This is a genomic window from Catellatospora sp. NPDC049133 (assembly GCF_040648455.1).
Classification (GTDB): Bacteria; Actinomycetota; Actinomycetes; order Mycobacteriales; family Micromonosporaceae; genus Catellatospora; species Catellatospora aurea.
Window position 1 is genome coordinate 221,855 of sequence record NZ_JBEZDT010000006.1, and the last position, 25,423, is coordinate 247,277.

A 25,423-nucleotide genomic window follows, 5' to 3' on the forward strand; every position below is an offset into this window, starting at 1 on the left:
GGATGCTCGTTCACCATTCGGTGAATCGGTTGTGGAGCAACAACTTGGGCGTGAACCGCGACGGCTCCGCACCTGCGCCGCGGGGTGGCGGTGCGGAGCCGGCGGTGGACCCGGGGTTCAGGCGCGTGCCAGCAGCACCTGGGCCGTGGAGTTGGCGGGGGAGTTGAAGTGCTTGACGGTCAGCCAGAACTCGCGTTCGCGGTGCCGTCGGTGTTGATGCGCTGCAGGTACCAGGTCCGCTCGATGCTGAAGTAGCGGATGTCCTGTTCGGGCTCAGGGTCACCACGTGCGCGGCGGTGAGCGGGTTGGCGTTGTTCCAGCGCCAGGTCTTGGTGCTCATCGGCGTCATGCTGCCGGTGGACCAGGAGCCGCTGGAGGCGAGCGCGGTGACCCGCAGCGTGACCTGGCAGGTGATCGTCCCGACGTTGGTGATCGTGTATCCGTGGCGGCGCTCGTCCCCGTTGGCGCTGACCTGGACGCGCTCCACTTCGTACTGGCAGGGCGCGGCGGCGGTGGCGCCGCTGGGGATCAGCGCGACGGAGATGGCGGTGCTCGCCGGTGAGGTGTCGTAGTGGTACCAGGTGCCGGCGGTCTCGCCGGGGGCGGCGGACATGGTCGGCGTGGTGCCGCTGGTGCTGTTCCAGGCGAGCGTGACATCGGCGTTGCAGTTGATGGCGCCGGTGTTCTTGACGGTGAACCAGTATTCGATCTCGCTGGCGCCGCTGTTGAGGCGCTGGGCGTACCAGTCGCGGACGACCTCGAACTCGCAGGTCGAGGCGGCGGTCGCGCCCTGCGGGGACAGGCCGATCTGGTAGGCGTTGCCGGTGCCGGCGTTGTTCCAGTACCAGTCCGGGAACTGCCCGCGGCCATGGCGCCGGTGTTGAAGGTGTACTGGCCGGCTGCCGCGTGAGCCGGGCTCGGCAGGACGAAGACGGAGCCCAGCAGGCATAGCGCGGCCAGGCCGCCAAGGAATCGACGCATGGAAGTGAGTTGAACGGTAAGTAATCCTAACAGTAAATCCGCCGACCGCTCGATCAGTCCGACTGGGCGGTCACCCGGTAGTTGATCTCGACCTGGTCGTGGGAGTAGATCGGCGTCCGGAACGTCAGCCGCAGCCAGCGGTGCTCGCCGCCGCGCGGGTCGTCGGCGACCTCGATGCGCTCGTCGCACGCTCCGACGTGCACGGCGCCGATGTTGCCGGTGCTGCGGAACCGGCGCACGCTCAGCTCCACCGACAGCGCCGACGGCGGCTGCGGGTACGGCAGGCTGTCCGGCAGGAAGACGGAGAACTCCTGGAGGTCCTCCAGGCGCACCGTGCCGCGGAAACCCGCGCGCCGGGCCAGGCAGAGGTGTCCGCTGTAGACGGTCGAGCGCACGGATCGGCTGGTGGTGGGGTCCACGCCGTCGAAGAACAGTCGCGGGCCGGGCACGACGGCGCGCAGCTCCAGGAAGTCCACGTCGGAAGACTATCGGGCGATGCCCAGCGACGCGATGAGGTCCTCGTGCAGCTCGAACCAGACGCGGTGGCACGAGTCGACCTTCATGCCGGTGATCCAGGCCGGATCGTCGGCGGCCCGCGCGAGCGCCTCGGCGAAGCGCCGGTGGTATCCGCCGAACCGGGTCAGGCGCTCGGTAAGCCGTCCTTCGAGCGGGCGCAGCCGCTGCGCGAGTTCGGCGAGCCGCCCGAGCAGGTCGCCGGGCACCGCCTGCTGGGGGCCGTCCATGGATCCGAGCTGCCAGTCCGTGAACGTCCGGGTGGCCTGCGAGTTGAGCGGCAGGAAGTCGTCGTGTATCGCGGCGACGGCGTCGCGGGCGTCGTGGGCGTCGAGCTCGTCACGCAGTTGGGCCTCGTTGTGGCGGCGGCCGGCCTCGGTGAGCGACCAGCCGGTCAGCCCGGCGAACGAGGCGCGGGTGACCCAGCCGTACGCCTCGGCGTCGAGCAGGCCCTCGTGGGTCTGCGCGGCGTCGAGACCGAAGCGGGCGGCTACGGCCTCGGTCCCGGCGAACCCTTTGAGCCGTACGACATGCGGCACCAGCAGTTCGGCGGGCGACGGGTGGGCCGTCAACGCGCCACCCCGGTGACCGTGCCGAGGGCGCCGTCGACGAGGACCTGCGCTCCGTCCGGCAGCAGCGTCATCGCGTCGGCGGCTCCGACGACGGCGGGGATGCGGCACTCGCGGGCGACGATCGCGGCGTGGCTGAGCAGCCCACCGGTCTCGGTGACGATCGCGGCGGCGAGGTGGAACAGAGGGGTCCAGGCCGGGTCTGTGGTCCGGCAGACGAGCACGTCGCCGGGCCGCAGGCGGCCGAAGTCGTCGACGGAGCGCACCAGCCTCGCCGTTCCCAGCGCCCGGCCGGGGTTTGCGGGCACGCCGGTGACCGCGCCGGTCACGAGCCGTCCCCGCCGAGCCGGGCCGCTTCGGCGATCTGCGCCCAGGTCAGTCTCGATGATCGACTCATGTGGCCAGCATCGCCTGGGGCAGGGTGGCTGTCAACAAACCAGGGGAGCACGCGATGCGTCCGCGGCTCGTATCCTCCTGGCATGCATGAGGTCGCCGCGTACCTTCGAGACCTGCCGATGTGGGCGGCGGCGCTGCTGTTCCTGGCAGAGAACGTGCTGATTCTGCTGGTCGGCGTCGGCCTGGGCAGGGCCGTGCTGCGGCTGTCGCGTGCGGTGCGGCTGATGCCGGACACGGGGCGCGCCGAGCCGCTGCAGCTGTGGCTGGCCGCCGGCGCGGTCGTGCTCAACACCGGGGTCACCCTGGCCGGGTGGAAGCTGTGGACCCTCGACGTGATCCGGCTCGACCTCGACACGACCTGGTGGATCGCCGTCGACCTGCTGGTGCTGCTGCTCATCATGGACTTCGCGTCGTATGTGGGCCACGCCCTGGCCCACCTGCCGCTGCTCTACCCGCTGGGGCACCGGCTGCACCACCGGTTCGTCGACGCCCGGCCGATCACCCTGTTCGCGCTGCACCCGGGTGAGGTGATCGCCTTCGGGGCGCTGTGGCTGCTGGTGCTCGCCGTGGTGCCGTTCAGCGTGTGGGCGCTGGTGGGCTACACCGTGGTGAACCTGGTCTTCGGCGTCTTCGGCCACCTCGGCGTGGAACCGTTGCCGCTGCGCTGGCGCCGTTCCCGGTTCTTCACGATCGTGGCCACACCGACCATGCACACCATGCACCACTTCAACCCGGCCCGTAACCTCGGCTTCTACACGACGCTGTGGGACCGGCTGTTCCGGACCCTGGACGACGACTACGACCGCCGCCGGACGGGCCTGCTCGCATCGCCCCGCCCGGCGTCCGTGACCTCACGCCTGTCGTAGGCGATCGGCGCCGTCGTCTTCAGGCCTTCTGCTGCATGCTCGTCCGAGCCGGATTAGCCTGCTTGGCGGCCTTCGGATCCCGTTCACCCTGCTTGGCCCGCACGCCGCTCTCGATGCGGTCGCCGAGATCCTTGTCGACGTTGTGCCAGTACTGGAACGCCCGCTCCAGCACCGGCTCGCTGACTCCGTTGAGCAGGTGCCCGACGATGTTGTCGACCAGCCGATGCCGGGCGTCGTCGTCGAGCACCTCGCGAACCATCGTCCCGGCCTGGCCCCAGTCGTCGTCGTCCGGGCGCAGGGTGTACGCCGCGCGGACCATCTCGCCGTCGCTGTACCAGAGCCCGCCGTCGTCGGTCAGCTCCGGCCGCGCCTGCGGCCCGCCGTAGGAGTTCGGCGCATACACCGGGTCGCTGACATTGACGACCCGCATCGCGCCATCCTTGGAGTAGCTGTGCACCGGGACCTTGGGCGCGTTGACCGGAATCTGCTTGTAGTTCACGCCCAGCCGGGCCCGGTGCGCGTCGGCGTAGCTGAACCCGCGGGCGAGCAGCATCTTGTCCGGCGACAGCCCCGTCCCGGCGACCAGGTTGTTGGGTTCGAACGCGGCCTGCTCGATCTCGGTGTGGTAATCGGTGACGTTGCGGTTCAGGGTCATCCGGCCGACCTCGTGCAGCGGGTAGTCGCCGTGCGGCCATACCTTGGTCAGGTCGAACGGGTTGAACCGGTAGGTCTTGGCGTCCTCGAACGGCATGATCTGCACGTGCAGGGTCCAGCTCGGGAACTGCCCGGCGGCGATGTGCTCGTACAGATCCCGCTGGTGGTAGTCGGTGTCCGCGGACGCCATCTGGTCGCCCTCGTCCTGGGTGAAGAACTCGATGCCCTGGTCGGTCTTGAAGTGGTACTTGACCCAGAACCGCTCACCCTGCGCGTTGATCCACATATAGGTGTGGCTGCCGTAGCCGTTCATGTGCCGCCAGCTGCGCGGGATGCCGCGGTCGCCCATCAACCAGGTGACCTGGTGCGCCGACTCCGGCGACAGCGTCCAGAAGTCCCACTGCATGTCGTGGTCGCGCAGGTTGTTGTCCGCCCGCCGCTTCTGGGACCGGATGAAGTGCTGGAACTTGAGCGGGTCCCGGATGAAGAAGACCGGGGTGTTGTTGCCGACGATGTCCAGGTTGCCCTCGCCGGTGTAGAACTTGACCGCGAAGCCCCGCGGGTCGCGCCAGGTGTCGGGGCTGCCGCGCTCGCCCGCGACCGTGGAGAACCGGATGAGCACGTCGGTCTTCGCGCCCGGCTGGAACACCGCCGCCCGGGTGTGGGCGCTGTGGTCCTTGGTCACCTCGAACGTGCCGAACGCCCCGCCGCCCTTGGCGTGCGGCTGGCGCTCCGGGATGCGCTCGCGGTTGAAGTTGGCCATCTGCTCCAGCAGGTAATGGTCCTGCAGCAGCAGGGGACCGTCCGGGCCGACGGTCAGCGAGTGCTCGTCACTGGCGACGGGAATGCCGGCATCCGTCGTCGTGGGACGGCGGTCTGTTGACGTCATCTGCGAGTTCCCTTCCTCAACGGCCGCCCCCGCCTCGCGGTGTACGAACTCCGCGGCCTGCTCGTCGAACCCTCCCGACGATCTTCTCGACTCTCGCTTACCCATTTTGCCCCGGATGATGCGCACTCGCGGCCGCACCGCGACATCGCGGTCCGGGCGGCTCAGCCGGCGAGCAGGCCGATCGCGATGAGGGTCATCGTCACCGCGATCACCCCGTCGAGCACCCGCCACGTCGCGGGCCTGGCCAGCGCCGGGGCCAGGCGGCGCGCGCCCGCGCCGAGCGCGGCGAACCAGACGACGCTGGCCGCCGCCGCCCCGGAGGCGAAGAGCCACCGGCTCGGGTCGCGCACGGCGAGGCCGCCGAGCAGCAGCACCGTGTCGAGGTACACGTGGGGGTTGAGGAACGTGAACGCCAGGCAGGTCAGCAGCGTGGCCCGCAGGGGCGCGGCCGCCCCGTCACGCGGGTCGAGGCGGCCGGGCCGCAGCGCGCGCCGGGCCGCCAGCACGGCATATCCGAGCAGGAACGCGGCCCCGCCCCAGCGGATCGCCGCGAGCAGGCCGGGACGGTCGGCGACCAGCGAGCCGAGCGCGCGATGCGATACCGGGCCGTCGCCGCGCCGGCCGTGTTCGGCACGTGGTTCGGCGACGGGGTCACCCCCGTGGCGCTGGCGGACGCGCCGATGGTCGTGCTCAACCGCAAGGACCGGCTGCAGCACCGGTTCCTGCGTACGCTCACCCGCCGCGACCTGGACCCGCCGATCCACTACGTGCCGTCGGTGACCGCGTTCGACGAGGCCATCCGGCTCGGGCTGGGCTGGGGCATGGTGCCGGAGCCGGTCGCCGAAACGGACCACTACCGCGAACTGATGCCCGGCCGCAGGCTCGACGTCCCGCTGTACTGGCAGCACTGGCGGCTGGAGTCGGACGCCCTCGCCGCCCTCACCTCGGCGGTCCAGGCGGCCGCCGCCACCGCTCTGCGCTGACGGGGACGGCCGCGATCGCCGGGCGGCCTTATGCTGATGCGTTCTCGCAGTCACGTCCCGTCAGGAGCGCCATGTCGCCCAAGCAGATGATCGCGCAGCCGTGGGGCATCAGCGTCTCCGGTGCGGCGAGCGTGAAGCGGGCACCGGACATGGTGCGCGTCAAGCTGCGGGTCTCCCGGGTGGAGCCGGAGCCGCAGGCCGCGTTCGAAGCCGTCGACGAGAAGGTCCGCGCGGTCCGGGAGGTGCTGCGTGGACACGGCGTGCCGGATTCCGCCGTGGACGGCTCGCGCCTCGACCTGAAGAGTGCGTGGGAGTGGGGCGACGGCGAGCAGCGCTTCCTGGGCTACCGCTGCAGCGCTTCGTTCTCGGTCTCGACCACGAACCTCGACTCGGTGCAGATGCTGCTCGTCGACCTGGTGCGCGCCGGCGCCTCCGAGATCGACTCGGTGGAGTTCGACGTCAGCGCGAAGACGCAACTGCGCGACGAGGCCAGGGCACAGGCGGTCGAGGCGGCACGGGCGAAGGCGGCAGCGTACGCGGCCTCCGCGGGTGTCCAGGTCGGCCCGCTCCTGCACCTGGAAGACGTGGACCTGGACGCGCCCGAGCTGGAGCGCGGCGGCAGCGTCAGTTTCGACGCTGCTGAAGGATCGCTTGCGCCCGGCCACGTGGTCGTGTCGGCTGCGGTGATCATGGGCTTCGCCATAGCGTGATCACGCCCGCGAGCGGTCAGCGGTCCCCGGCTGACGCGGCGTCGAACCGGGCGGCGAGGGTGAGGAACTCGTCGCCCCAGCCGCTGGACAGCGCCACCTCCTGGATGGGGCCGGTCGGGGCGAACAGCACTGACAGCGCGAACGGCACCCGGCCCTCGGCCTGGACGCCGGCGTTCAGTTCGTCGATCTCGGCCAGCGCGGCGTCGGCGTCCACGAAGGACGACCACGAGAAGTCGTTGCCCGGCCGGGCCAGCCACGCCCGCACCTCACCCAGCACGATCACCAGCGCTGCGACGTCGACACCCATCCGCCGAGTGTGCCCGCCCCGTCAAGGTCGTTCGACTTGCCCGGCACATGTGGGTATGGCGGGTCAAGATTCGCCCATGTGCCGGGCAACTCCGTCGATCATGGTGCCGCGTCAGTCCGGGGTGGCGTCGGACCACGACTTTAGGATGGTCGGCGAGGAGGCCGCCATGGGCAAGGTCGTGCTGATGATGTCGGTGTCCGTCGACGGCTTCTTCGCCGATCCGGACGGCGGGCTCGACTGGCACCTGGTCGACGAGGAGCTGCACCAGCACTTCAACGCACTGCTCGCCCCGATGGGCGCGTTCTTCGACGGCCGTGTCACCTACCAGCTGATGGCCGACTACTGGCCGACCGCCGACCAGGACCCGGCCGCCGCCGGACCCGAGGTGGAGTTCGCCCGGATCTGGCGCGACATGCCGAAGTACGTCTTCTCCCGCACCCTCGACCAGGCCGGCTGGAACACCACCGTGCTGCGCGAGGTCGTGCCGGACGAGATCCGCGACATCGCCGAGCAGGTCGGCGGGGACATCGCCCTCGGCGGGGCCGCGCTCGGGGCGGTGTTCCTCGAACACGACCTGGTCGACGAGCTGCGGCTCTACGTGCACCCGGTCGTCCTGGGCCGCGGCCGCCCGCTGTTCCAGCCGTCGGACCGGCGGCACGACCTGCGCCTCAAGCGCACGCGCTCCTTCGGCAACGGCGTCGTCCTGCTGCACTACGAGCGCCGCGACGGGTGACGGGCGGCGCCCCGACGAGGCGCCGCCCGCCGCGGTCAGCAGTACAGGTTGGCACCGGCGGTGGTGCCGAGGATCTGGACGAACTGCTGGTACTTGGTGACCCGGCTCTGGACCTGGGCCGGGTTGCCGCCGTTGCACTCGATGGACCCGTTGATGCTGCGGATCGTCTGACCGAAGCCCGCGCCGTTGACCATGGCGTTGTGCGCGGTCATCGTGCCGGGGCCGTTCTGGGTCATCCAGTACCACAGGCCGGTGCGCCAGGCGACCGACGCGTCCTGCTGCACCAGCCACGGGTTGGTCAGCAGCGGCAGGCCGAGCGCGTCACCGGCGGCCTTGTAGTTGAAGTTCCAGCTCAGCTGGATAGGGCCACGGCCGTAGTAGGCGGCCTGCCCGGCCGGGCAGCCGTAGGGCTGGCCGGCGTCGCAGTAGTGCGGGTAGTTGGCCGTGTTCTGCTCGACGATGTGGACCAGCCCGCCGGTCTCGTGGCTGACGTTGGCGAGGAACGCGGCGGCCTCCTGGCGGCGGACGGTGTCGCTGCCGGTGGTGGCGAAGGACGGGAAGGCGCTCAGCGCGGCGATCAGGCCCTGGTAGGTGTAGAAGGAGTTGCGGCCCGGGAACATCTGGTTGAAGGCCGCCTCGGAGACGACGAAGCCGCCCGGGTTGGTCGGCGGGGTCGACGGAGGCGTGCCGCTGCAGGTGTACGGGTCCCAGTACCAGGTGCTGATCGTCGGGTCGTAGCCCGGGTTGTCGTGCTCGGCGATGTAGTACAGCCCGTTGGTGTAGCGAACGATGCTGCCGGTGGTGTACCAGGTGCCCGCTGCCCAGTTGGGGTGGTTGCACGTGCCGCCGGGCGGGGGCGTGGTGCCGCCGGTGCAGGTGCCCTGGTCGGACCAGACCTCGGCGACGCCGGGCGTCTCGTTCTGGGTCCACCAGCGGGCCAGCCAGTTGCGGCCGTTGTGGGAGGCGGTCATGCCTCCGGTGTAGACGGCCGACGACTGCCATGCGGCCACACAGTTCGCGGCCGACGCGGACGACGAGGGCAGGATGACGGCGAGCGCGGCGACGACCGCCAGCACTCCGGCCAGCGCCAGCGAACGTTGTCGGGACATGGTGACTCCTCTCCGCGGCGCGGTGCCGGCGGCTCGTGAGGGACCTGGGGGCGAGCGCTCGCGACGAAGAGTATCAATAAATAAAGCTTCCTAACAGTCGTGCGGCGTGCCGTTCTGTCCTGGTCGAAACGTGTCCGGGCGGGCGCGATCCGCGAAACCGCCCGAACATGTCGAAATCACAGCTACCGTGCATACGGAATGCCGGATCGGGCGGTGGGCACGGGCCTGCCGCTGCGGACAGGGAGCACCAGGATGACGCAGATCCCCGGATACACGTACGGCACCGCCGACGCGGCCCGGTCGCCGGTGACCCTCGACGAGCTGGCGCGACTGAAGGAGAGCGTGCTGCTCGGACCCGCCGACGAGTCCGCCCTGCGCCAGGCGGGCGAGGTGCTCGCCGACCAGGTCGAGGACGTGCTCGATGTCTGGTACGGCTTCGTGCTGGCGCACCCGTTCCTGGTGGCCTACTTCTCCACCCCGGATGGGCAGCTCATCGACGACTACCAGCGGCGGGTGCGGGCTCGGTTCGGGCAGTGGATCCTGGACACCTGCAACCGGCCGTACGACCAGGCGTGGCTGGACTACGCCGAGGAGATCGGGCTGCGGCACACCGCCGCGAAGAAGAACACCACCGACGACGCACCGTCCGTGCCGCTGATCAACATGCGTTACCTGATCGCCTTCATCGTGCCGATCACCGCGACCATGCGGCCGTTCCTGGCCCGCAAGGGCCACACTCCGGACGAGGTCGAGGCGATGCACCAGGCCTGGTTCAAGGCGGTCACCCTGCAGGCGGCGCTGTGGTGCCGCCCCTACGCCGACGGCGAGGGCTGGTGACAAACGGGGTGCACCCCGACGTGCCCGTGCGAGAGGGTTGTGCTGTGCTGCCTGTTCTCGCTGCTCTCGCCGTCGATCCTGCCCCACTGGCGCGACGGTTGACCCTGGCGCGCAACTCGTTCACCTTCCGGGCCTTGCACGCCGAGGACACGGCGGCGCTGACGTCGTTCCTCGCGGGACTGTCCGACACCAGCCGGCGGTTCTGGCACGGCCACGACGACCACGCCGGCGAGGCCGCCGGATGGATCGAGGCCATCGGCCGGTACGACAAACTGCGGCTCGTCGTCCATCAGCGCGACCGGACCGACCGGCTCGACGCCGTGGTCGACCTCAGTTTCTCGCTGCCACCCGACTTCGAGCTTGCCCGGTACGCGCGCCACGGCACCGTGTTGGATCCGGCGAGGACCGTCCGGTTCGGGCCGTGTGTCGCCGACGCTTGGCACGGAAGCGGCCTCGCCGAGGCGCTGCTGCCGCCGACCTGGGCGGCGGTGCGACTGCTCGAACGCGACCGCGTCGTGCTGCTCGGCGGCGTGCACGCGGACAACCCCCGCGGGGACCTGCCCGCGTCGACTGAGGCGGACGGTCGTCGCCGCGGTGGCGGCTCAGGCGGGTCGTGGCGTGCTCAGGGCGCGGACCTGCTCGGCCGCGGTGGCGCCCAGGTCGTCATGGATCGCCGCGGCCTGCTCGAAGGCCCGCTCGGCCGCGTCGGGGTCGCCCGCGGTCCGGTGCGCCTGGCCGAGATGGATGAGGATCACTGCCTCCAGCCCTCGGTTGCCCACCGTCCGGTAGATCGCCAGGGCGCGCTGGAAGCCGTCGATCGCCTCGGCGACCAGTCCGCTGTGGTGCAGCGCATGGCCGAGCGAGTCCCAGGCGTCGGCCTCGCTGTTCACGTCGCCCAGCGACTGGCAGACGGCGATCGCCTCCTGGCACGGCTCGATCGCGAGCCGGTGCTCGCCCAGCTGCGTGTACGCCCAGCCGATGTTGTTCAGGGCGCGTGCCTGCCCGAGCTCGTACCCGGCCCGGCGGTACAGGTCGAGCGCCAGCCAGCTGTGCTCGAGCGCCGCCTCGTGCTCGCGCTGCCGGTCGTGCAGCGCGCCGATGTTCAGGTGGATCGCGCCCTGCCCGACCACGTCGCCCAGTTCCCGGTAGATCCGCAGGGCATCGTGGTAATGCGCCATCGCCTCGTCCGCGCGGCCGGCGGCGTTCAGCCCGCGCCCGACGCCGCGGTGGGTGCGTGCCTGCACGACGCGGTCACCCAGCCGGTACGCCGCGGCCAGGGCGAGATCCTGCGCCTCGCGCCAGTCGTAGTGGTGGCCCTGCCAGTTCAGGTAGGACACCAGGCTCCACGACAGCTGCCAGGTGTGGGTGTCGAAGCCCTCGGCGTGGGCCAGCCGCACCGCGGCCAGCACCGCGTGGTGCTCGGCGTGCAACCAGGCGACCGCCGTGTCGCGCTCGGTGAACGTGCGCGCGGTGACGCCGTCGGCGGGCCGGTCCAGCGCGACCGCCTCCCGGGCGGGATCGACCAGGACCGCCGCGGCGACGGCGCTGTGCAGGTAGAAGTCGAGCAGCCGCCGCAGTGCCGGCGTGCGGTCGGGCCCGTCGTGGCGCTCGGCCAGCTCGACGGCGAACGCGCGGAGCAGATCGTGCAGGGTGTACCGGCCGGGGTGCGGCACGGCGACGAGGCTGGCCCGGTCGAGCTCGCGCAGCAGCGGCCGGACCTGTTCCGCCGGGACTCCGACGAGGGCGGCGGCCGCGTCGTCGCCGATGTCGGGACCGGGGTGCAGGCCAAGCCGCCGCAGCAGCCGCGCCGCCGGTTCGCTGAGGGCGCGGTAGGACCACGACAGCACCGAGCGGATGTCGGACGCGGCGTCCTCACCGGTGAACGGGGCCAGGCCGTCGCCGCTGGCGCGCAGCTGCGCCGCGACCGTGCCGAGCGGCGTACGCGGGTCCTCGGCGGCGCGCGCCGCGGCGATGGACAGCGCCAGCGGCAGGTGGGCGCACCGCTCGACGATGTCGTCGGCCGCACCGGGGGCGTCGGCGATCCGGGCCGGTCCGATGCGGTTGGCGAGCAGCTGCCTGGCCTCGTCGGCGTCGAGCAGGCCGAGGGCGATGGTCGCCGCGCCGTCGGTGACCGCGAGCCCGGACAGCCGGTTGCGGCTGGTGATCAGGGCCAGCGAACCGGCGGAGGCGGGCAGCAGCGGGCGGACCTGTTCGGCGTCGGCGGCGTTGTCGAGCACCACCAGCATGCGCCGCCCCGCCATCAGGCTGCGGTACAGGCCGACCTGCGCGTCGTGGCTGTCGGGAAGTTCCCGGGCGGGCACCGACAGGCCCTGCAGCAGCTCGCGTACGGCCACCTCGGCGGGCAGTGCCGGCTGCCGCGGGTCGAAGCCGCGCAGGTTGAGGAACAGCTGGCCGTCGGGGAAGCGCCCGGTGACCCCGTGCGCCCAGTGCACGGCCAGTGCGGTCTTGCCGACCCCGGCGGTGCCGGACACGACCACGCTGCGCGGCCCGGACGCGTCGAGCAGGTGGTCGAGGTGTGCCAGGTCGAGCGCGCGTCCGGCGAACCCCGGCACCGGTGCGGGAAGCTGCGCCGGCACGACGTGCCCCGCCGGCGTGGCCGCGACGGCGACCGTGGACGGCGGCGACGGGTCCAGCGCCGGGTCGCGCCGCAGGATGGCGGCCTCCAGGTCGGTGACCTCAGGACCCGGGTCGAGCCCGTGCTCGTCGCGCAGCAGCCGGCGCAGGTCGCGGGCCGCGCCGAGCGCGTCGGCCTGCCGCCCGGCCCGGTACAGGGCGAGCATGAGGCGGCTGACCAGCCGCTCCCGGATGGGGTGGGCGGCGGTCCAGATGAGCAGCTCGGGGACGAGGTCGGTGTGCCGGCCCAGGGCAAGCTCGACATCGGCGAGCAGCTCGTACGCCAGCGCCTGCTGCTCGTCGAGGTGGGAGCGGGCCGGTTCGGCGTACGCGGCGGTGATGTCGGCCAGCGCGGGTCCGCGCCACAGCTTCAGCGCCTCGCGGGCGTGCCGGGCCGCGCCGGGGAGGTCCGCGCTGTCGACGGCCGTGCGAGCGGCGGCGACGCCCGCGCTGAACAGGTCGCGGTCGAGCTGCCCCGGGGCCAGTTCGATCAGGTAGCCGGGCGCGCGGCTGACCAGGCAGGTGTCCAGCCCGGCCGGGCGCAGGCCGGCGCGCAGCGCGGAGATCGCCGCGTACACCTGCGCGGGCGCGGTGGACGGCACGGCTCCGCCCCACAGCGCGTCCACGATCTGCTCGGTGGACTGCAGCCGCCCGGCGTGCAGCAGCAGGAAGCCGAGCACGGCCCGGTTGCGCGGCCGGGCGATCGGCACGGTCCCGGACGGCGCGGTGACCGACACCGGCCCGAGGATGCCGAACACCGCCACGTCGTGCACCGCCCTTCGCGCATAGGAAACGGATAGGTCCCGTAGCAGAGACTGTTCCGTGGCAAGACGATCTCACGACGCGCTGGTCGCGTCGTGGGGCAGGTGCCCGAACGGGACGCCCGGGAAGGCAACGGGGGTGGTCGTCGCGCGGTCCGGGGGCGGGCCGTCGCCATGACCATACGGGCGTCTGACGTGGAGGTCTGTCGCTGACGGTGTGGGCGGGTCCGCGATCCGCCCACACCGCGCGGCCGCCACGCCCCGGGGCCTGGTCCTGAGGAGCCTGCCGTCGTCAGCGCCCGGCGTGCGCCATCACGCCGAGCGGGTTGGCCAGCAGCTCGGCGAAGGCGAGTTCGGCCGCGCCGAGCAGGGTGGTGTCGTCGCCGAGCGCCGCGGTGGCCAGCCGTACCCGCTCGCGGGACACGGGCAGCACGTGGCGCTCGATCCGGCTGCGGATCTGCGGCTCGGCACCGAGGTACACGTCGCGCATGATGCCCCCGAAGATCACCATGCCCGGGTTGAACAGGTTGATCAGGTTCGCGACGCCGATGCCCAGCCAGTCGCCGACGTGCCGCACCGCCGCCCGTGCCGTCGGGTCGCCGCGCTCGGCGTCCGCGACCACCGCGCGGACCGCGTCGCGTCCGATCAGTTCGGCCGGCCGTCCCGCCTCGTCGAGCAGGGCCCGCTCGCCGACCTCGGCCTCCAGGCAGCCACGCGCGCCGCACGAGCACTGCCGCCCGTCATGCGGATTGACCAGCATGTGGCCGACTTCGCACCCGTACCCGGCTTCGCCGTCGAGCACCTCGCCGCCGACGATGATGCCGCCGCCCACCCCGACGTCACCGTGCAGGTAGACCAGGTTCTGCACGCCGACCCCGGCGCCGCGCTCGTGCTCGGCCAGCGCTCCGAGATGGGCCTCGTTGCCGACGGCCACGGGCAGGCCCAGCCCGAGCTGCCCGCCGAGTTCGGTGCCGAACGCCTGGTCGACCCAGCCCAGGTAGGGACCGTAGCGGACCATGCCGTCGCCGGGGCGGATCATCCCGCAGTACGACGCGCCGACGCCGACGCAGACCGACCCCGGCGGTGCGGCGTCGTGCAGTTCCCGGCCGAACCCGGCCAGCGCGCCCACCACGGCATCGAGGTCGGGGCCGGAGCGCGAGCGGGGGGCGACCCGGCGCTGCTGGATCGTGCCGCCCAGCGCCACCCGGGCCGCGACCAGCCGGTCCACCGCTACGTCGAAGGCCAGCACGTACACCTGCTGCGCGGCGGGGGTGACGACCAGCGACGGGCGGCCCGAGCGGCCCTCGCCCGCGGGGCGGCGTTCGTGCACCAGGCCGGCGGCGGCCAGCTTCGTGGTCAGCCCCATGATCGTGCTGCGGTTGAGGTTCATCCGCTCGGCCAGCGCCGCGCGGGACAGCGGCCCGTCGCGGTGCACGTGCCGCAGGAGTGCGCCGAGGTTCGGCTGCGAAGCCTCCTCGACAGTGAGGTCGGTCCGCAGCGTCGCAGGACTGGTCGGCATCGGTGAGCACCTTGCGGCTGGTGACGTTGAAGGATCAACGATACGGGACGGCGCCTGCCACCGCCCAGCCGCCTTCGCCCGGCCATTGACATTCCCATCGACGGACGTAAAACTCACGCATTGACGATATTGTTTGCGTGGACGGCGTCACGCGAGCCCCTGGCTGATCGAAGGGACCGCTCATGCGCCGTTTCCTGCGCAGGCTGCCGGCGTTCGCCGCCGTGCTCGCCGCCTGCTGCGGCCTGACCCTGCTCACGGCCGCCCCGGCCTACGCCGAGACCAACGGCGGCGTGCGCGTCATGCCGCTGGGCGACTCCATCACCGACGGGTTCAACGTGCCCGGCGGCTACCGCATCAACCTCTGGCAGCGGATGGCGGCCGCCGGGCAGACCGTCGACCTGGTCGGCTCCGGCTTCAACGGCCCCGCCGCCCTCGGCGACCACGACCACGAGGGCCACTCCGGCTGGCGTATCGACCAGCTCGACGCCAACATCGTCAACTGGATGCGCACGTACGCGCCGCGCACCGTCCTGCTGCACATCGGCACCAACGACATCGGCCAGAACTACGACGTCGCCAACGCCCCGGCCCGGCTGTCGGCCCTCATCGACAAGATCCGGCTGCTCGGCCCGCAGACCGAGATCTTCGTCGCGCAGGTCATCCCGCGCAGCAACGCCACCGAGGAGGCGCGCTCGGTGACGTTCAACGCCGCGATCCCCGGCATCGTCGCGCAGAAGGGTCCGCGTACCCACCTGGTGGACATGCACTCCGCGCTCACCCTGGCCGACCTGGCCGACGGGCTGCACCCCAACCAGACCGGCTACGACAAGATGGCCGCGAAGTGGCACGCCGCGCTGCAGTCCGTGCCCGGCAGCCTCGCCCCCGTCGCCGTGCCGCCGGTCGGCTCCGCCGTGCTGCTGTCCAACCCGCTGTCCAACCGCTGCCTCGACGACTCCGGCACCGGCACCGCCGGTCCCGGCTCCCAGGTGCACCTGTGGGACTGCCACGGCGCCGCCAACCAGCTCTGGACCCGCACCGCAGCGGGTGAGCTGCGCATCTACGGCGACCGGTGCCTGGACGTGAACGGCAACGGCACCGCCGACGGCACGAAGATCCAGGTCTGGCCGTGCAACGGCACCGCGGCGCAGCGCTTCACATTCAACGCGAACGGCACCATCGTCGGCGCGGGTTCGGGCAAGTGCGTCGACGCCCGCTCCAGCGGCACCGCCAACGGCACCATCGTGCACCTGTGGACCTGCAACGGCACCGGCGCACAACGCTGGTTCGTCCGGTGACCCACGGCGAGGGTGGGCGCGAGTCCACCCTCGCGCCGGCGTGTCGAGCCTGCTCAGAGCGGAGAAGTCCTGGTGCCGAAGATCGGGCGTCCACAATGTCCACGCGAATGGCGGCGATGTTCGGGCAATGAGGTGATTGCCAAACTCCGCCAAGTCGCGTCCGCGAGCGGGTTTATTACCGGCGCGTTGCCTTAGGATTGGTTCAGTCCACGACGCCCCCCGGCGAAGAGGATCCACAAAAGAAGGTCGGCACCCGCGCCAACGGATGCCGACCTTAAGCCACTACCAGCGGTCCAAGCCGATAAGGAGGCTTTGTAGTGCCCAGAGTACGCGCTGGGTCCGGTTCCGCGCATCCCCAAGACGGCGATGCACAGGAGTCACACCCACCCCCGACCCCCGTCCGTGCCCGCACCCGCCGAGTCCGCAGCGGCCCGGCCGCCTGGGCGATCCTGGTGGCCGCGGTGGCCGGCCTCATCACCGCCATCGCGACCGGAATCGCCACGGTGGTGACGTCGGTGGCCGACGCCCTCAGCACCCTCGTGCGCTGACCGTCCCCGCGGGGCATCGCCATCCGCGGTGCCCCATGCGGCCCCGTCGTCAGGCCGGTGCCTTGAGCCCGGCCAGCACGAAGTCCGCGAGTTCACGGGCGATCATCTCGGCCGGTTTGGGGCCGTCCGGGCGGAACCAGGTGTGCAGCGAGTTCGTCACCCCGAAGATCGACCAGGAGACCACCTCCGGGGACGCCACCGGGCTGAACACCCCGTCCTGCTGCGCCTGCCGGATCAGGCCCCGCACCGCCTCCTGGTAGCGCCGCCAGTCGGCCTGCAGCCGCTGGGTCCGCCCGCTGTCCATGGTGGCCAGCTCGCGTGAGACCGCCGCCGACTCCCGCCGCATCGCGGCAGTGCCCACCACGATGTCGTCGATGATCGCCCGCAGCGTCCACTCCGGATCGCGGCCCTGCGCCAGGATCGTGTCCAGTGCCGCGAGCCGCTCGCTGAAGACGGCCCGGTACATCTCGACGAGCAGGTCCTCCTTGGCCCCGAAGTAGTGGTACAGGCCGCCCTTGGTGACTCCGGCGCGGTCGACGACCTGCTGCACCGAGGTCGCGTCGTAGCCCTGCTCGGCGAACAGGTCGCAGGCCGCGGCCAGGATGCGCGTGCGCACCCCGGCCCCGCCCTCGGCTTTAGAACGCCCCATCCGGGATCTCCATCAGCGCGTTGTCGGTCGTCTCCAGCACCCGGCGGCGCGCGGCCAGTTCCGGCAGCACGGTACGCGCGAAGAACCGCGCCACCGCGAGCTTGCCCTGGTAGAAGCCCACGTCGTCGCCGGTCGCGCCGTCCAGGGCGGCCAGCGCGACCGCGGCCTGCCGGACCAGCAGCCAGCCGATCACCAGGTCGCCGACGCTCATCAGCAGCCGGGTGGTGTTCTGGCCGACCTTGTACACCTCGGTGACGTCGTCGCCCGCGGCCTTCTGCCAGCCGAACATGGTCGCCACCATGCCGCGCACGTCGGCGATCGCCTCGCGCAGCGACTCGCACTCCAGCTTGAGGCCATCGGTGGACTCGTTCGCGTCGAGGAACTGCTCCATCTCGCCGACGAGCAGGTCGAGAGCGACCGAGCGGTCCCGCACGATCTTGCGGAAGAAGAAGTCCTGGCCCTGGATCGCGGTGGTGCCCTCGTACAGGGTGTCGATCTTCGTGTCCCGGATGTACTGCTCCATCGGGTAGTCCTGCAGGTAACCCGAACCGCCCAGGGTCTGCAGCGACAGGGCCAGCATCTCGTAGGAGCGCTCCGAGCCGACGCCCTTGACGATCGGCAGCAGCAGGTCGTTGACGTTCGCGCCCTGCGCGTGGTCGCGGTCCAGCCAGCCGGCGGTGTACAGGTAGGTGGCGCGCAGGCCCTCGGCGTACGCCTTCTGCAGCATCAGGATGCGCCGCACGTCGGGGTGCCGGTCGATGGTGACCCGCGGTGCGGTCTTGTCCGCCGCGCGGGTCAGGTCCGGGCCCTGCACCCGCTGGCGGGCGTAGTCGAGGGCGTTGAGGTAACCGGTCGACAGGGTCGCGATCGCCTTCACGCCGACCTGCATACGCGCCGACTCGATCACCTTGAACATCTGCGCGATGCCGTCGTGCACCTCGCCGACCAGCCAGCCCTTCGCGGGAGTCCCGTGCTGGCCGAAGGTCAGCTCGCAGGTGCTGGACACCTTCAGGCCCATCTTCTTCTCGACGTTGGTCGCGTACACGCCGTTGCGCTCGCCCAGTTCGCCCGAGGAGTGGTCGAAGTGGAACTTCGGCACCAGGAACATCGACAGGCCCTTGGTGCCCGGCCCGCCCGCGCCGGGCGTGTCCACCGGCCGGGCCAGCACGAAGTGCATGATGTTCTCGCTCAGGTCGTGCTCGCCCGAGGTGATGAACCGCTTGACGCCCTCGAGGTGCCACGAGCCGTCGGCCTGCGGCACCGCCCGGGTGCGGCCCGCGCCGACGTCGGAGCCCGCGTCCGGCTCGGTCAGCACCATCGTCGCGCCCCACTGGCGCTCGATCATGATCTCGGCGATGCGCTGCTGCTCGGGCGTGCCCATGCGGTGCAGCAGGCCGCCGAAGCCGGGGCCGCCGCCGTACATGTACACCGGCGCCTGCGCGCCCTGGACCAGCTCGATCAGCGCCCACCACAGCGCGCGCGGGGCGACGACGCCACCGGCCTCGGCGGGCATGTCCAGCCGCCACCACTCGGCGTCCATCCACGCCCGGTACGAGCGGCGGAAGCTGTCCGGCATCGTCACCGAGTGGGTCTGCGGGTCGTAGACGGGCGGGTTGCGGTCCACGTCGGCGTACGACGCCGCGATCGGCCCGACCGACAGCCGCTCCACCTCGGCGAGCATGTGCTCGACGGTGTCGGCGTCCAGCTCGGCGAAGCGTCCCGTGCCCAGTTTCTCGCCGAGGCCGAACACCTCGAACAGGTTGAACCGCAGGTCACGAAGGTTGCTCCGGTAGTGGCTCATGCCCACCCTCTCGCCGTGGCGGACCAGCCGCCGTCCAGGCTGCCCATCCAAGCGCGCCCGGCTCGCCCCGTCAATACCGACCGGTTGGTATGTAGCTTTTCACCAACCCTACCGACCGGTCGGTCGGATCGCTATGGTGTGCGCACATCGACTGCACCAATCCACGGACTGACAAGGGGCGAAGCTGTGCGCACAGGTCTGGAAGGTCGTACCGCGCTGGTCACCGGCGCCTCCCGCGGCATCGGCAAGGCCACCGCGGCCGCCCTGGCCGCCGAGGGCTGCAACGTCGTGCTGACCTCCCGGCGGCAGGACGCGCTCGACGCGGTCGCCGCGGAGTTCCGCGAGGCGTACCCGAAGGTCGGCTTCCTCGCCAAGGCCGCGCACGTGGGGGAGAAGGACCAGGCCGACGCCTGCGTCGCCGCCGCCGTGGCGGAGTTCGGCTCCGTCGACGTGCTCGTCAACAACGCCGGCACCAACCCGTACTTCGGCCCCATGGTCGACCTCGACGTGTCCCGCGCGGAGAAGACCGTGCAGGTCAACCAGCTGTCCATCGTGCTGTGGACGCAGGCCGCCTGGCACGCCTCGATGGCCGCCAACGGCGGCGCGATCGTCAACATCGCCTCCGTCGGCGGCCTGGCCACTGAGCCCGGCATCGGCTACTACAACGCCACCAAGGCCGCCGTCATCCACCTGACCCGCCAGTTCGCCGCCGAGCTGGCCCCCAAGGTGCGGGTCAACGGCATCGCGCCCGGCATCGTACGCACGAAGCTCGCCCAGGCCCTGTGGGAGAACAACGAGGAGCTGATCAACCAGCACACCCCGCTCGGCCGCATCGGCGAACCCGACGACATCGCCAGCGCCGTGGTCTTCCTGGTCGGCCAGACCTCCTCCTGGATGACCGGCCAGACCCTCGTCGTCGACGGCGGCTCCCTCATCCGCCACTCCTTCGTCGGCTGACCGGGCTCCCCTTTCGGGGAAGCTGCCGCAATCGGACCCCTGGTTCGTGCAGTTTCCCCGAAAGCGCAGCCGAGCGGGGCGAGGGGGACGCGCCGCCGGTAGCCTATGGGCATGGCGGCACAGTTGTGGGTGCTCAACGCCGGGTACGTCGGCGACCGCGTGGCCAGCACCGTCGCACTGCTGCGGGACGGGGACACCACCGTGGTGGTCGATCCCGGCATGGTCGCCGACCGGCAGCAGATCCTCGGACCGCTGGCGGACCTCGGCGTCGACCCCGACGACGTCACCGATGTGATCTTCAGTCACCACCATCCGGACCACACCATCAACGCGGCGCTGTTCCGCAACGCCCGTTACCACGACCACTGGGCCTACTACGTGGACGACCAGTGGGTCAGCCGCGACGCCGAGGGCTACGCGCTCTCCGACGCGATCCGGCTGATCCGCACCCCCGGGCACACCGCCGAGGACATCACGACCCTGGCGGACACCGCGGACGGCCTGGTCGCGCTCACCCACGTGTGGTGGCACGCGGAAGGGCCGCCGAAGGATCCGTTCGCCACGGACGGCGTCGCGCTGTCGGCGTCCCGCGCGCGGCTGCTCGCGCTGAACCCGGTGCTGATCGTGCCCGGTCACGGCCCGGCGTTCGTGCCCGATCCGACGACCCCGCGCTGAGCTCGCGGACGGTACGGCGTCACTTGGCAGGGCGGTGCGCCAGGGTGCGCACGGCGCGGGCGACGGACTGTGTCACCTGTGCGGCGAAGTCCAGGTCGAGAGTGTCGAGCGAGTCGGTCGGCCGGTGGTAGTGGGGGTTGCGGAACTCCGCGGTGTCGGTGACCATCACGCCGAGCCGGCCGCTGGCCCAGTAGGGCTGGTGATCGCTGCGTGCCCCGTCGGCCGCGTGGTCGGCGGGCACCGGTATCGCGAGGACCGCCAGCGGCGGGACCTGGGCCGCCCCGCCCTCGCCGATGGCGGCCAGGTACGCGGCGGCCTCGACGTTGCCGACTGCGGCGATGAAGTCCCCGCGGTGCGGGCCGGGGTCTGCCGGGCCGTCGGTGTCGGGGAACGTCTGCGAGCCGGGGCGCAGGTCGCGATAGCCGATCATCTCCAGCACGATGACGCCTTCGACGTCGGCACCCGCGGCCTCCAGCCGGGCGACGTGGGCCCGGCTGCCGTTGCACGGTCCCGGATCGTGCTCCTCGCCGCCGAAGAAGCAGAACCGCACGGTACGCGGCGCGGGCGGCTCCGCCGCGCAGAGCCGGGCGATCTCCAGCAGCCGGCCACGCCGCTGGCGTTGTCGTCGGCGCCCGGGCTGCCGGCGACGCTGTCCCAGTGCGCGCCGACCTCCAGCACCGGAGCCGTAACGGTGCCCGTGCGCTCGGCGAGCAGATTGACCTCCTGGGGTGCGTCGCCGTACGGCTCCCGCACGACCTCGTACCCATAACCGGCCAGACAGCCCGTGATGTGGTCGAGTGCGGCGGACACGGCCCGGCCGTTGCCGCGATGGCGCGGGCCGTAAGCGGTCAGCCGTCCGATGTGCTCTCGCAGCGCCGCCACGCTTGTCACGTCTGTCATGGCGACCGTTGTAGTAGCCGTCCGCAAGCGGGCGGCGGCCGCCGCGCCGTCGGTGCGTCCAAGATCCGTCGACTTGCCTGGCACCCGGGCGTATGCGCGTTCAAGATACGCACAGGTGCCCGGCAAGTCCGGCGATCACGCGGTGGGGTTGCGGTCCTGGTGGCGGTCGTGGTTGCGGGTCAGGCGCAGGCGGATCTGGGCGATGCTGCGGCCGTCGATCTCGGTGACCTCGGCGGTGAAGCCGGGGGCCTTGACGGTCTCACCGGTCTTGGTCGGGATGTGGCCGAGCTTGTCCAGCACCAGGCCCGCGACCGTGGTGTAGTCCATCTCGCCCAGCCGGTTCAGGTCGATGCCCAGGTCCGGCAGGTCGTGCAGCGGGAACGAACCCGGCACCAGGAAAACGTCGTCGGCCTCGCGTACCACGGAGACCACGTCGCGGTCGGTCTCGTCGTAGATCTCACCGACGACCTCCTCGACGAGGTCCTCCATCGTGATGATGCCGTCGATCGAGCCGTGCTCGTCCACCACCAGGGCGAACTGCTCGCGCTGGTTGCGCAGCTGGCGCATGGCGTCCGACACCGACAGCGTCTCCGGCAGGAAGATCGCGGTGCGGGCGCGCTCGCCGACCGGGCCGCCCGCGCCGAGCAGGTCGCGCAGGTGCACCACGCCGACGACCGAGTCGAGGTCGCCGTCGCCGACCACCGGGGCCCGGCTGTGGCCGGTCTCGGCCAGCACGGCAAGGCCCTCCTCGGCGGACATGTCCGCGGGCAGGGTGACGACCTCGCGGCGCGGGATGAGGATGTCGCGGATGTCGCGCTCGCTGATCTCGAACGCCCCGGAGATGATCTCGCGCTGCTCGGCGGTGAAGCTGCGCTGCGCGACGACCAGGTCGCGGATCTCCTCGGCGGAGATCTCCTCCCGGCCGGCCCGCGGGTCGACCCCGGCGATGCGCACGATCATGTCGGTGGCCTTGCCGAGCAGCCACACGAACGGCCGCGACGCGCTGGCCATCCAGTCCAGCGGCCGCGCGGCGACCAGCGCCCAGCCCTCGGCGCGCTGCATGGCGATGCGCTTGGGGGCCAGCTCGCCGAGCACCAGCGTGAGGAAGGTCAGGATCAGGGTGACGATGATGATGGCGACCGGCTCGGCCGCCGAGCCCAGGAAGGCGAGCGCCGGCACCAGCGGCTTGGCCAGTGACGTCGCCGCGAAGGCCGAGGCCAGGAAGCCGGCCAGGGTGATGCCGATCTGGATGGTGGCGAGGAACCGGTTGGGGTCCCGGGACAGGCGCGCCAGCACCCTGCCGCCGGAGGAGGAGCGCTCGAGCCGCTGGATCTGCGACTCGCGCAGCGAGATGAGGGCCATCTCGCTGCCGGAAAGCGCTCCGTTGATCAACATCAGGACAAGCACCAGCAGAACCTGGGTGCCGTAGCCGCCCACGGGCGTTCACTCCTCGACATGTTCAAGACAGAACCCACACCGTAGCGGGTCAGCCTGAAGGTTCTGCACCGGGCGGCACGGACAAAGCTCCGTTCGTGCTGGAAAACGGCATGAACGGAGCTTTGTTCGTGAAATGCGTCAGTCCTGCTTGACCTCGGACTTGTCACCCGACCACAGCGTGTGGAAGGTGCCCTCGGCGTCCACGCGCTTGTAGGTGTGCGCGCCGAACAGGTCCCGCAGGCCCTGGGTCAGCGCGGCGGGCAGCCGCTCGCGGCGCAGGCCGTCGTAGTACGCCAGGGACGAGGAGAACACCGGGGCGGGGATGCCCAGCTGCGCGGCGGTGGCCACCACGCGGCGCCAGGCCGGCACGGCCGCCCCGATCGCCTCGGTGAACTCCGGCGCGAACAGCAGGTTCGCGGGCGGGTTCTCGCTGCGGTACGCCTCGGTGATGGTGCGCAGCAGCGCCGCCCGGATGATGCAGCCGCCCCGCCACAGCGACGCGATCGCCGCCAGGTCCAGCTCCCAGCCGTACTCCTTGGCCGCCGACACCAGCATGTCCAGGCCCTGGGCGTAGCTGACCAGCTTGGACGCGTACAGCGCCTGGCGCACGTCCTCGACGAACGTGTCCGGCAGGTCCACCTTGACCTCGTGCCCGGCCAGCAGCTTCTGCGCCGTCGGGCGCTGGGCCGACTGCGACGACAGCGCGCGGGCGAACACCGACTCGCCGATGCCGGTGACCGGCGAGCCAAGCTCCAGGGCCGCCATGACGGTCCAGCCGCCGGTGCCCTTCATGCCCGCGGCGTCGACGACGACGTCGATGAACGGCTTGCCGGTCTTGGCGTCGACGTGGCCGAGCACCTCGGCGGTGATCTCGATGAGGAAGGAGGACAGGTCGCCCTTGTTCCACTCGGCGAAGATCTTCGCCTGCTCGGCCGGCTCCAGGCCCGCGCCGGAGCGCAGCAGGTCGTACGCCTCGCCGATGACCTGCATGTCGGCGTACTCGATGCCGTTGTGGACCATCTTGACGAAGTGGCCGGCGCCGTCGGTGCCGATCCATGAGCAGCACGGTTCGCCGTCCACGTGCGCGGAGATCTTCTCCAGCATGGGCCCGAGCGACTCGTACGACTTCTTCGACCCGCCCGGCATGATCGACGGGCCCTTGAGTGCGCCCTCCTCGCCGCCGGACACGCCGACGCCGACGAAGTGCAGACCCTTCTCGGCCAGCGCGGCCTCGCGGCGGCGGGTGTCGGTGTAGTGGGAGTTGCCCGCGTCGATGATGATGTCGTCCTTGTCGAGCAGCGGCACCAGCTCGGCGATCACGTCGTCGACCGGCTTGCCGGCCTTGACCATGATCAGTACGCGGCGCGGCTTCTCCAGTGCGCCGACCAGCTCGGCCATCGTCTCGGTGGGGACGAAGTCGCCCTCGTCGCCGTGCTCGGCGATCAGCGCGTCGGTGCGGGCGCGGCTGCGGTTGTGCACCGCCACGGTGTAGCCGTTGCGGGCCAGGTTGCGGGCGAGGTTGGCGCCCATCACCGCCAGCCCGGTGACACCGATCTGTGCTGCCATGGTGTGACTCCTGGTCGTGAAAGCTCGATGTTTGCGGCCGCCCCGGTGCGTCCCTTCCACCTCATACCCCATCACGCCGGGCACGGGTCCGCACGCCCGGGGCGGCGGTTGTCCTAGTGATCGAGAAGCCGTGCTCCGGCGGACTCCATCCTCTCCCGAAGACCCGGCCCGGCGAGCGCGTATGGGGCGGACTGCCGACCTCAGAACCTGATCCGGGCGGCCACCGGAAGGTGGTCGCTGCCGGTGCGGGGCAGCGACCAGACCCGGGTGACCGTCGAGCCGCGCGCCAGCACGTGGTCGATGCGCGACAGCGGCGCCGGCGCGGGCCAGCTGAACGCGAAGTCGGAGCGGTCCGAGGCCAGCTGCGTGGTGACCGGGTCGAGCCCGCGGTCGTCCAGGGTGCCGTTGAGGTCGCCCAGCAGCAGGACCTTGTCCAGCGGTTCGGCGGCCAGCGCCGCGCCGAGCTTCTCGGCGCTGCCGTCGCGCCGGGTCGAGCCGAAGCCGTGTTTCCAGCCCAGGCGCAGCGAGGGCAGGTGGGCGACGTACACCGCGACGTCCCCCTGCGCCAGCCGCACCGTGGCGCGCATGCCGCGGCTCCAGACGTCGACTATCGCGCGCGGCCGGATCTCGACCACCCGCACGTCGGACAGCGGGAACTTCGACCACAGCCCGACCGTTCCCTGCACCGCCGCATGCGGGTAGGCGGGGGCCAGCGCGGCGGCGTAGGAGGCCATGGCCTGCTCGGTGACCTCCTCCAGGGCGATCAGGTCGGGCGACACCTGCAGCAGGCCCCGGACCGTGCCGGCCGGGTCGGGGTTCTCGTCGCTGACGTTGTGCTGCACCACGGTGAGGTCGTACGGCTCGTCGGCAGCCGGGGCGAGCACCCCGGCGAACAGGCCGAGCCAGGCGGCAACCGGCAGCGGCAGGGTGATCAGTGCGAGCGCCGAGCGGCGCAGCAGCGCGACGCCGAGCAGCGGTGGGACGGCCAGGCCCAGCCAGGGCAGGAACGACTCCAGCAGGCTGCCCAGGTGCCCGAGCGTGTTCGGCACGGCGGAGTGCAGCACCAGCAGGCCGGCGACGAGCACGGACAGCACCGCCGTCACCAGGCCGGGAAAGCGACCTGCGCGCACCCGG

23 protein-coding genes and 2 pseudogenes are annotated in these 25,423 nt (G+C 71.5%); 8 read left to right on the forward strand and 17 right to left on the reverse strand.

Annotation, left to right across the window (positions count from 1 at the left end):
* Positions 1-10: 10 nt before the first annotated feature.
* The 4 genes from AB0B35_RS09015 to AB0B35_RS09030 form a co-directional block, all read right to left on the reverse strand.
* Positions 11-949, reverse strand: a complete 939-nt coding sequence (locus tag AB0B35_RS09015) for a hypothetical protein (protein ID WP_361042662.1) — start codon at positions 947-949, stop codon at positions 11-13.
* 85 nt (positions 950-1,034) lie between these two features.
* On the reverse strand, positions 1,035-1,457 hold the full coding sequence (locus tag AB0B35_RS09020) for a hypothetical protein (protein WP_361042665.1): 423 nt from the start codon (positions 1,455-1,457) through the stop codon (positions 1,035-1,037).
* Between the two features lie 9 nt (positions 1,458-1,466).
* On the reverse strand, positions 1,467-2,066 hold the full coding sequence (locus AB0B35_RS09025) for a transcriptional regulator (protein ID WP_361042668.1): 600 nt from the start codon (positions 2,064-2,066) through the stop codon (positions 1,467-1,469).
* On the reverse strand, positions 2,063-2,392 hold the full coding sequence (locus AB0B35_RS09030; RefSeq protein ID WP_361042670.1) for a PEP-utilizing enzyme: 330 nt from the start codon (positions 2,390-2,392) through the stop codon (positions 2,063-2,065). The genes AB0B35_RS09025 and AB0B35_RS09030 overlap by 4 nt, the downstream gene beginning before the upstream one ends.
* Before the next feature lie 150 nt (positions 2,393-2,542).
* Here AB0B35_RS09030 and AB0B35_RS09035 point away from each other — a divergent pair, with 150 nt between their 5' ends.
* Positions 2,543-3,325, forward strand: a complete 783-nt coding sequence (locus tag AB0B35_RS09035) for a sterol desaturase family protein (RefSeq protein WP_361042673.1) — start codon at positions 2,543-2,545, stop codon at positions 3,323-3,325.
* A 19-nt stretch (positions 3,326-3,344) separates the two neighbouring features.
* On the opposite strand, the gene AB0B35_RS09040 is transcribed toward AB0B35_RS09035, so the two are convergent.
* Positions 3,345-4,868, reverse strand: coding sequence for a catalase (locus AB0B35_RS09040; protein WP_361042677.1), 1,524 nt, complete (start codon positions 4,866-4,868; stop codon positions 3,345-3,347).
* 161 nt (positions 4,869-5,029) lie between these two features.
* Positions 5,030-5,455: pseudogene (locus AB0B35_RS09045) on the reverse strand (LysE family transporter); the annotation flags it as partial.
* A gap of 6 nt (positions 5,456-5,461) precedes the next feature.
* Between AB0B35_RS09045 and AB0B35_RS09050 the strand changes: the two are divergent.
* Both AB0B35_RS09050 and AB0B35_RS09055 read left to right on the forward strand, forming a co-directional pair.
* Positions 5,462-5,851 carry a LysR substrate-binding domain-containing protein gene (locus tag AB0B35_RS09050; RefSeq protein WP_361042679.1) on the forward strand — a complete coding sequence of 130 codons (390 nt, stop codon included), beginning with the start codon at positions 5,462-5,464 and terminating at the stop codon, positions 5,849-5,851.
* A gap of 71 nt (positions 5,852-5,922) precedes the next feature.
* Positions 5,923-6,561 carry an SIMPL domain-containing protein gene (locus AB0B35_RS09055; RefSeq protein ID WP_361042682.1) on the forward strand — a complete coding sequence of 213 codons (639 nt, stop codon included), beginning with the start codon at positions 5,923-5,925 and terminating at the stop codon, positions 6,559-6,561.
* Positions 6,562-6,577: 16 nt separating this feature from the next.
* On the opposite strand, the gene AB0B35_RS09060 is transcribed toward AB0B35_RS09055, so the two are convergent.
* Positions 6,578-6,868: a hypothetical protein gene (locus AB0B35_RS09060; protein ID WP_361042685.1), complete on the reverse strand. Its 291-nt coding sequence runs from the start codon at positions 6,866-6,868 to the stop codon at positions 6,578-6,580.
* A 76-nt stretch (positions 6,869-6,944) separates the two neighbouring features.
* Here AB0B35_RS09060 and AB0B35_RS09065 point away from each other — a divergent pair, with 76 nt between their 5' ends.
* Entirely contained in the window at positions 6,945-7,601 is a 657-nt protein-coding gene (locus tag AB0B35_RS09065; RefSeq protein ID WP_361042688.1) for a dihydrofolate reductase family protein, read from the forward strand.
* 35 nt (positions 7,602-7,636) lie between these two features.
* On the opposite strand, the gene AB0B35_RS09070 is transcribed toward AB0B35_RS09065, so the two are convergent.
* The gene (locus AB0B35_RS09070) at positions 7,637-8,710 is read right to left on the reverse strand and encodes a glycoside hydrolase family 19 protein (protein WP_360527732.1); all 1,074 of its coding nucleotides are present in this window, start codon (positions 8,708-8,710) and stop codon (positions 7,637-7,639) included.
* A gap of 252 nt (positions 8,711-8,962) precedes the next feature.
* On the opposite strand from AB0B35_RS09070, the gene AB0B35_RS09075 reads away from it, so the two are divergent.
* Positions 8,963-9,547: a protoglobin domain-containing protein gene (locus AB0B35_RS09075; RefSeq protein ID WP_361042691.1), complete on the forward strand. Its 585-nt coding sequence runs from the start codon at positions 8,963-8,965 to the stop codon at positions 9,545-9,547.
* Here the strand turns inward: AB0B35_RS09075 and AB0B35_RS09080 are convergent.
* From AB0B35_RS09080 to AB0B35_RS09090, 3 genes are all read right to left on the reverse strand, one after another.
* Positions 9,523-10,083: a hypothetical protein gene (locus tag AB0B35_RS09080; RefSeq protein ID WP_361042694.1), complete on the reverse strand. Its 561-nt coding sequence runs from the start codon at positions 10,081-10,083 to the stop codon at positions 9,523-9,525. The genes AB0B35_RS09075 and AB0B35_RS09080 overlap by 25 nt on opposite strands.
* Positions 10,084-10,149: 66 nt before the next feature.
* Positions 10,150-12,945 (reverse strand): BTAD domain-containing putative transcriptional regulator, encoded by a 2,796-nt coding sequence (locus AB0B35_RS09085; protein WP_361042698.1) that lies wholly within the window; start codon positions 12,943-12,945, stop codon positions 10,150-10,152.
* Between the two features lie 289 nt (positions 12,946-13,234).
* On the reverse strand, positions 13,235-14,461 hold the full coding sequence (locus tag AB0B35_RS09090; protein ID WP_361042702.1) for an ROK family transcriptional regulator: 1,227 nt from the start codon (positions 14,459-14,461) through the stop codon (positions 13,235-13,237).
* 182 nt (positions 14,462-14,643) lie between these two features.
* Between AB0B35_RS09090 and AB0B35_RS09095 the strand changes: the two genes are divergently transcribed.
* Complete coding sequence (locus tag AB0B35_RS09095; RefSeq protein WP_361042705.1) at positions 14,644-15,756, forward strand: ricin-type beta-trefoil lectin domain protein; 1,113 nt, start codon at positions 14,644-14,646, stop codon at positions 15,754-15,756.
* A gap of 597 nt (positions 15,757-16,353) precedes the next feature.
* On the opposite strand, the gene AB0B35_RS09100 is transcribed toward AB0B35_RS09095, so the two are convergent.
* On the reverse strand, positions 16,354-16,953 hold the full coding sequence (locus AB0B35_RS09100) for a TetR/AcrR family transcriptional regulator (protein WP_361042707.1): 600 nt from the start codon (positions 16,951-16,953) through the stop codon (positions 16,354-16,356).
* The gene (locus tag AB0B35_RS09105) at positions 16,940-18,754 is read right to left on the reverse strand and encodes an acyl-CoA dehydrogenase (protein ID WP_361042710.1); all 1,815 of its coding nucleotides are present in this window, start codon (positions 18,752-18,754) and stop codon (positions 16,940-16,942) included. Before AB0B35_RS09105 ends, AB0B35_RS09100 begins: the two co-directional genes overlap by 14 nt.
* A 186-nt stretch (positions 18,755-18,940) precedes the next feature.
* On the opposite strand from AB0B35_RS09105, the gene AB0B35_RS09110 reads away from it, so the two are divergent.
* A complete protein-coding gene (locus tag AB0B35_RS09110) occupies positions 18,941-19,711 on the forward strand; it encodes an SDR family oxidoreductase (protein ID WP_361042712.1) in 771 nt (256 codons plus the stop codon).
* Positions 19,712-19,822: 111 nt separating this feature from the next.
* The gene (locus AB0B35_RS09115) at positions 19,823-20,386 is read left to right on the forward strand and encodes an MBL fold metallo-hydrolase (protein ID WP_361042714.1); all 564 of its coding nucleotides are present in this window, start codon (positions 19,823-19,825) and stop codon (positions 20,384-20,386) included.
* A 19-nt stretch (positions 20,387-20,405) separates the two neighbouring features.
* Here AB0B35_RS09115 and AB0B35_RS09120 read toward each other — a convergent pair.
* From AB0B35_RS09120 to AB0B35_RS09135, 4 genes and pseudogenes are all read right to left on the reverse strand, one after another.
* Positions 20,406-21,286 (reverse strand): annotated as a pseudogene (locus AB0B35_RS09120) (M20/M25/M40 family metallo-hydrolase).
* A 135-nt stretch (positions 21,287-21,421) separates the two neighbouring features.
* Positions 21,422-22,723: a hemolysin family protein gene (locus AB0B35_RS09125; RefSeq protein ID WP_361042716.1), complete on the reverse strand. Its 1,302-nt coding sequence runs from the start codon at positions 22,721-22,723 to the stop codon at positions 21,422-21,424.
* Between the two features lie 138 nt (positions 22,724-22,861).
* Entirely contained in the window at positions 22,862-24,289 is a 1,428-nt protein-coding gene (gene gndA, locus AB0B35_RS09130; RefSeq protein ID WP_360527761.1) for an NADP-dependent phosphogluconate dehydrogenase, read from the reverse strand.
* A 200-nt stretch (positions 24,290-24,489) separates the two neighbouring features.
* Positions 24,490-25,419 (reverse strand): endonuclease/exonuclease/phosphatase family protein, encoded by a 930-nt coding sequence (locus AB0B35_RS09135; RefSeq protein WP_361042719.1) that lies wholly within the window; start codon positions 25,417-25,419, stop codon positions 24,490-24,492.
* Between the last annotated feature and the right edge of the window lie 4 nt (positions 25,420-25,423).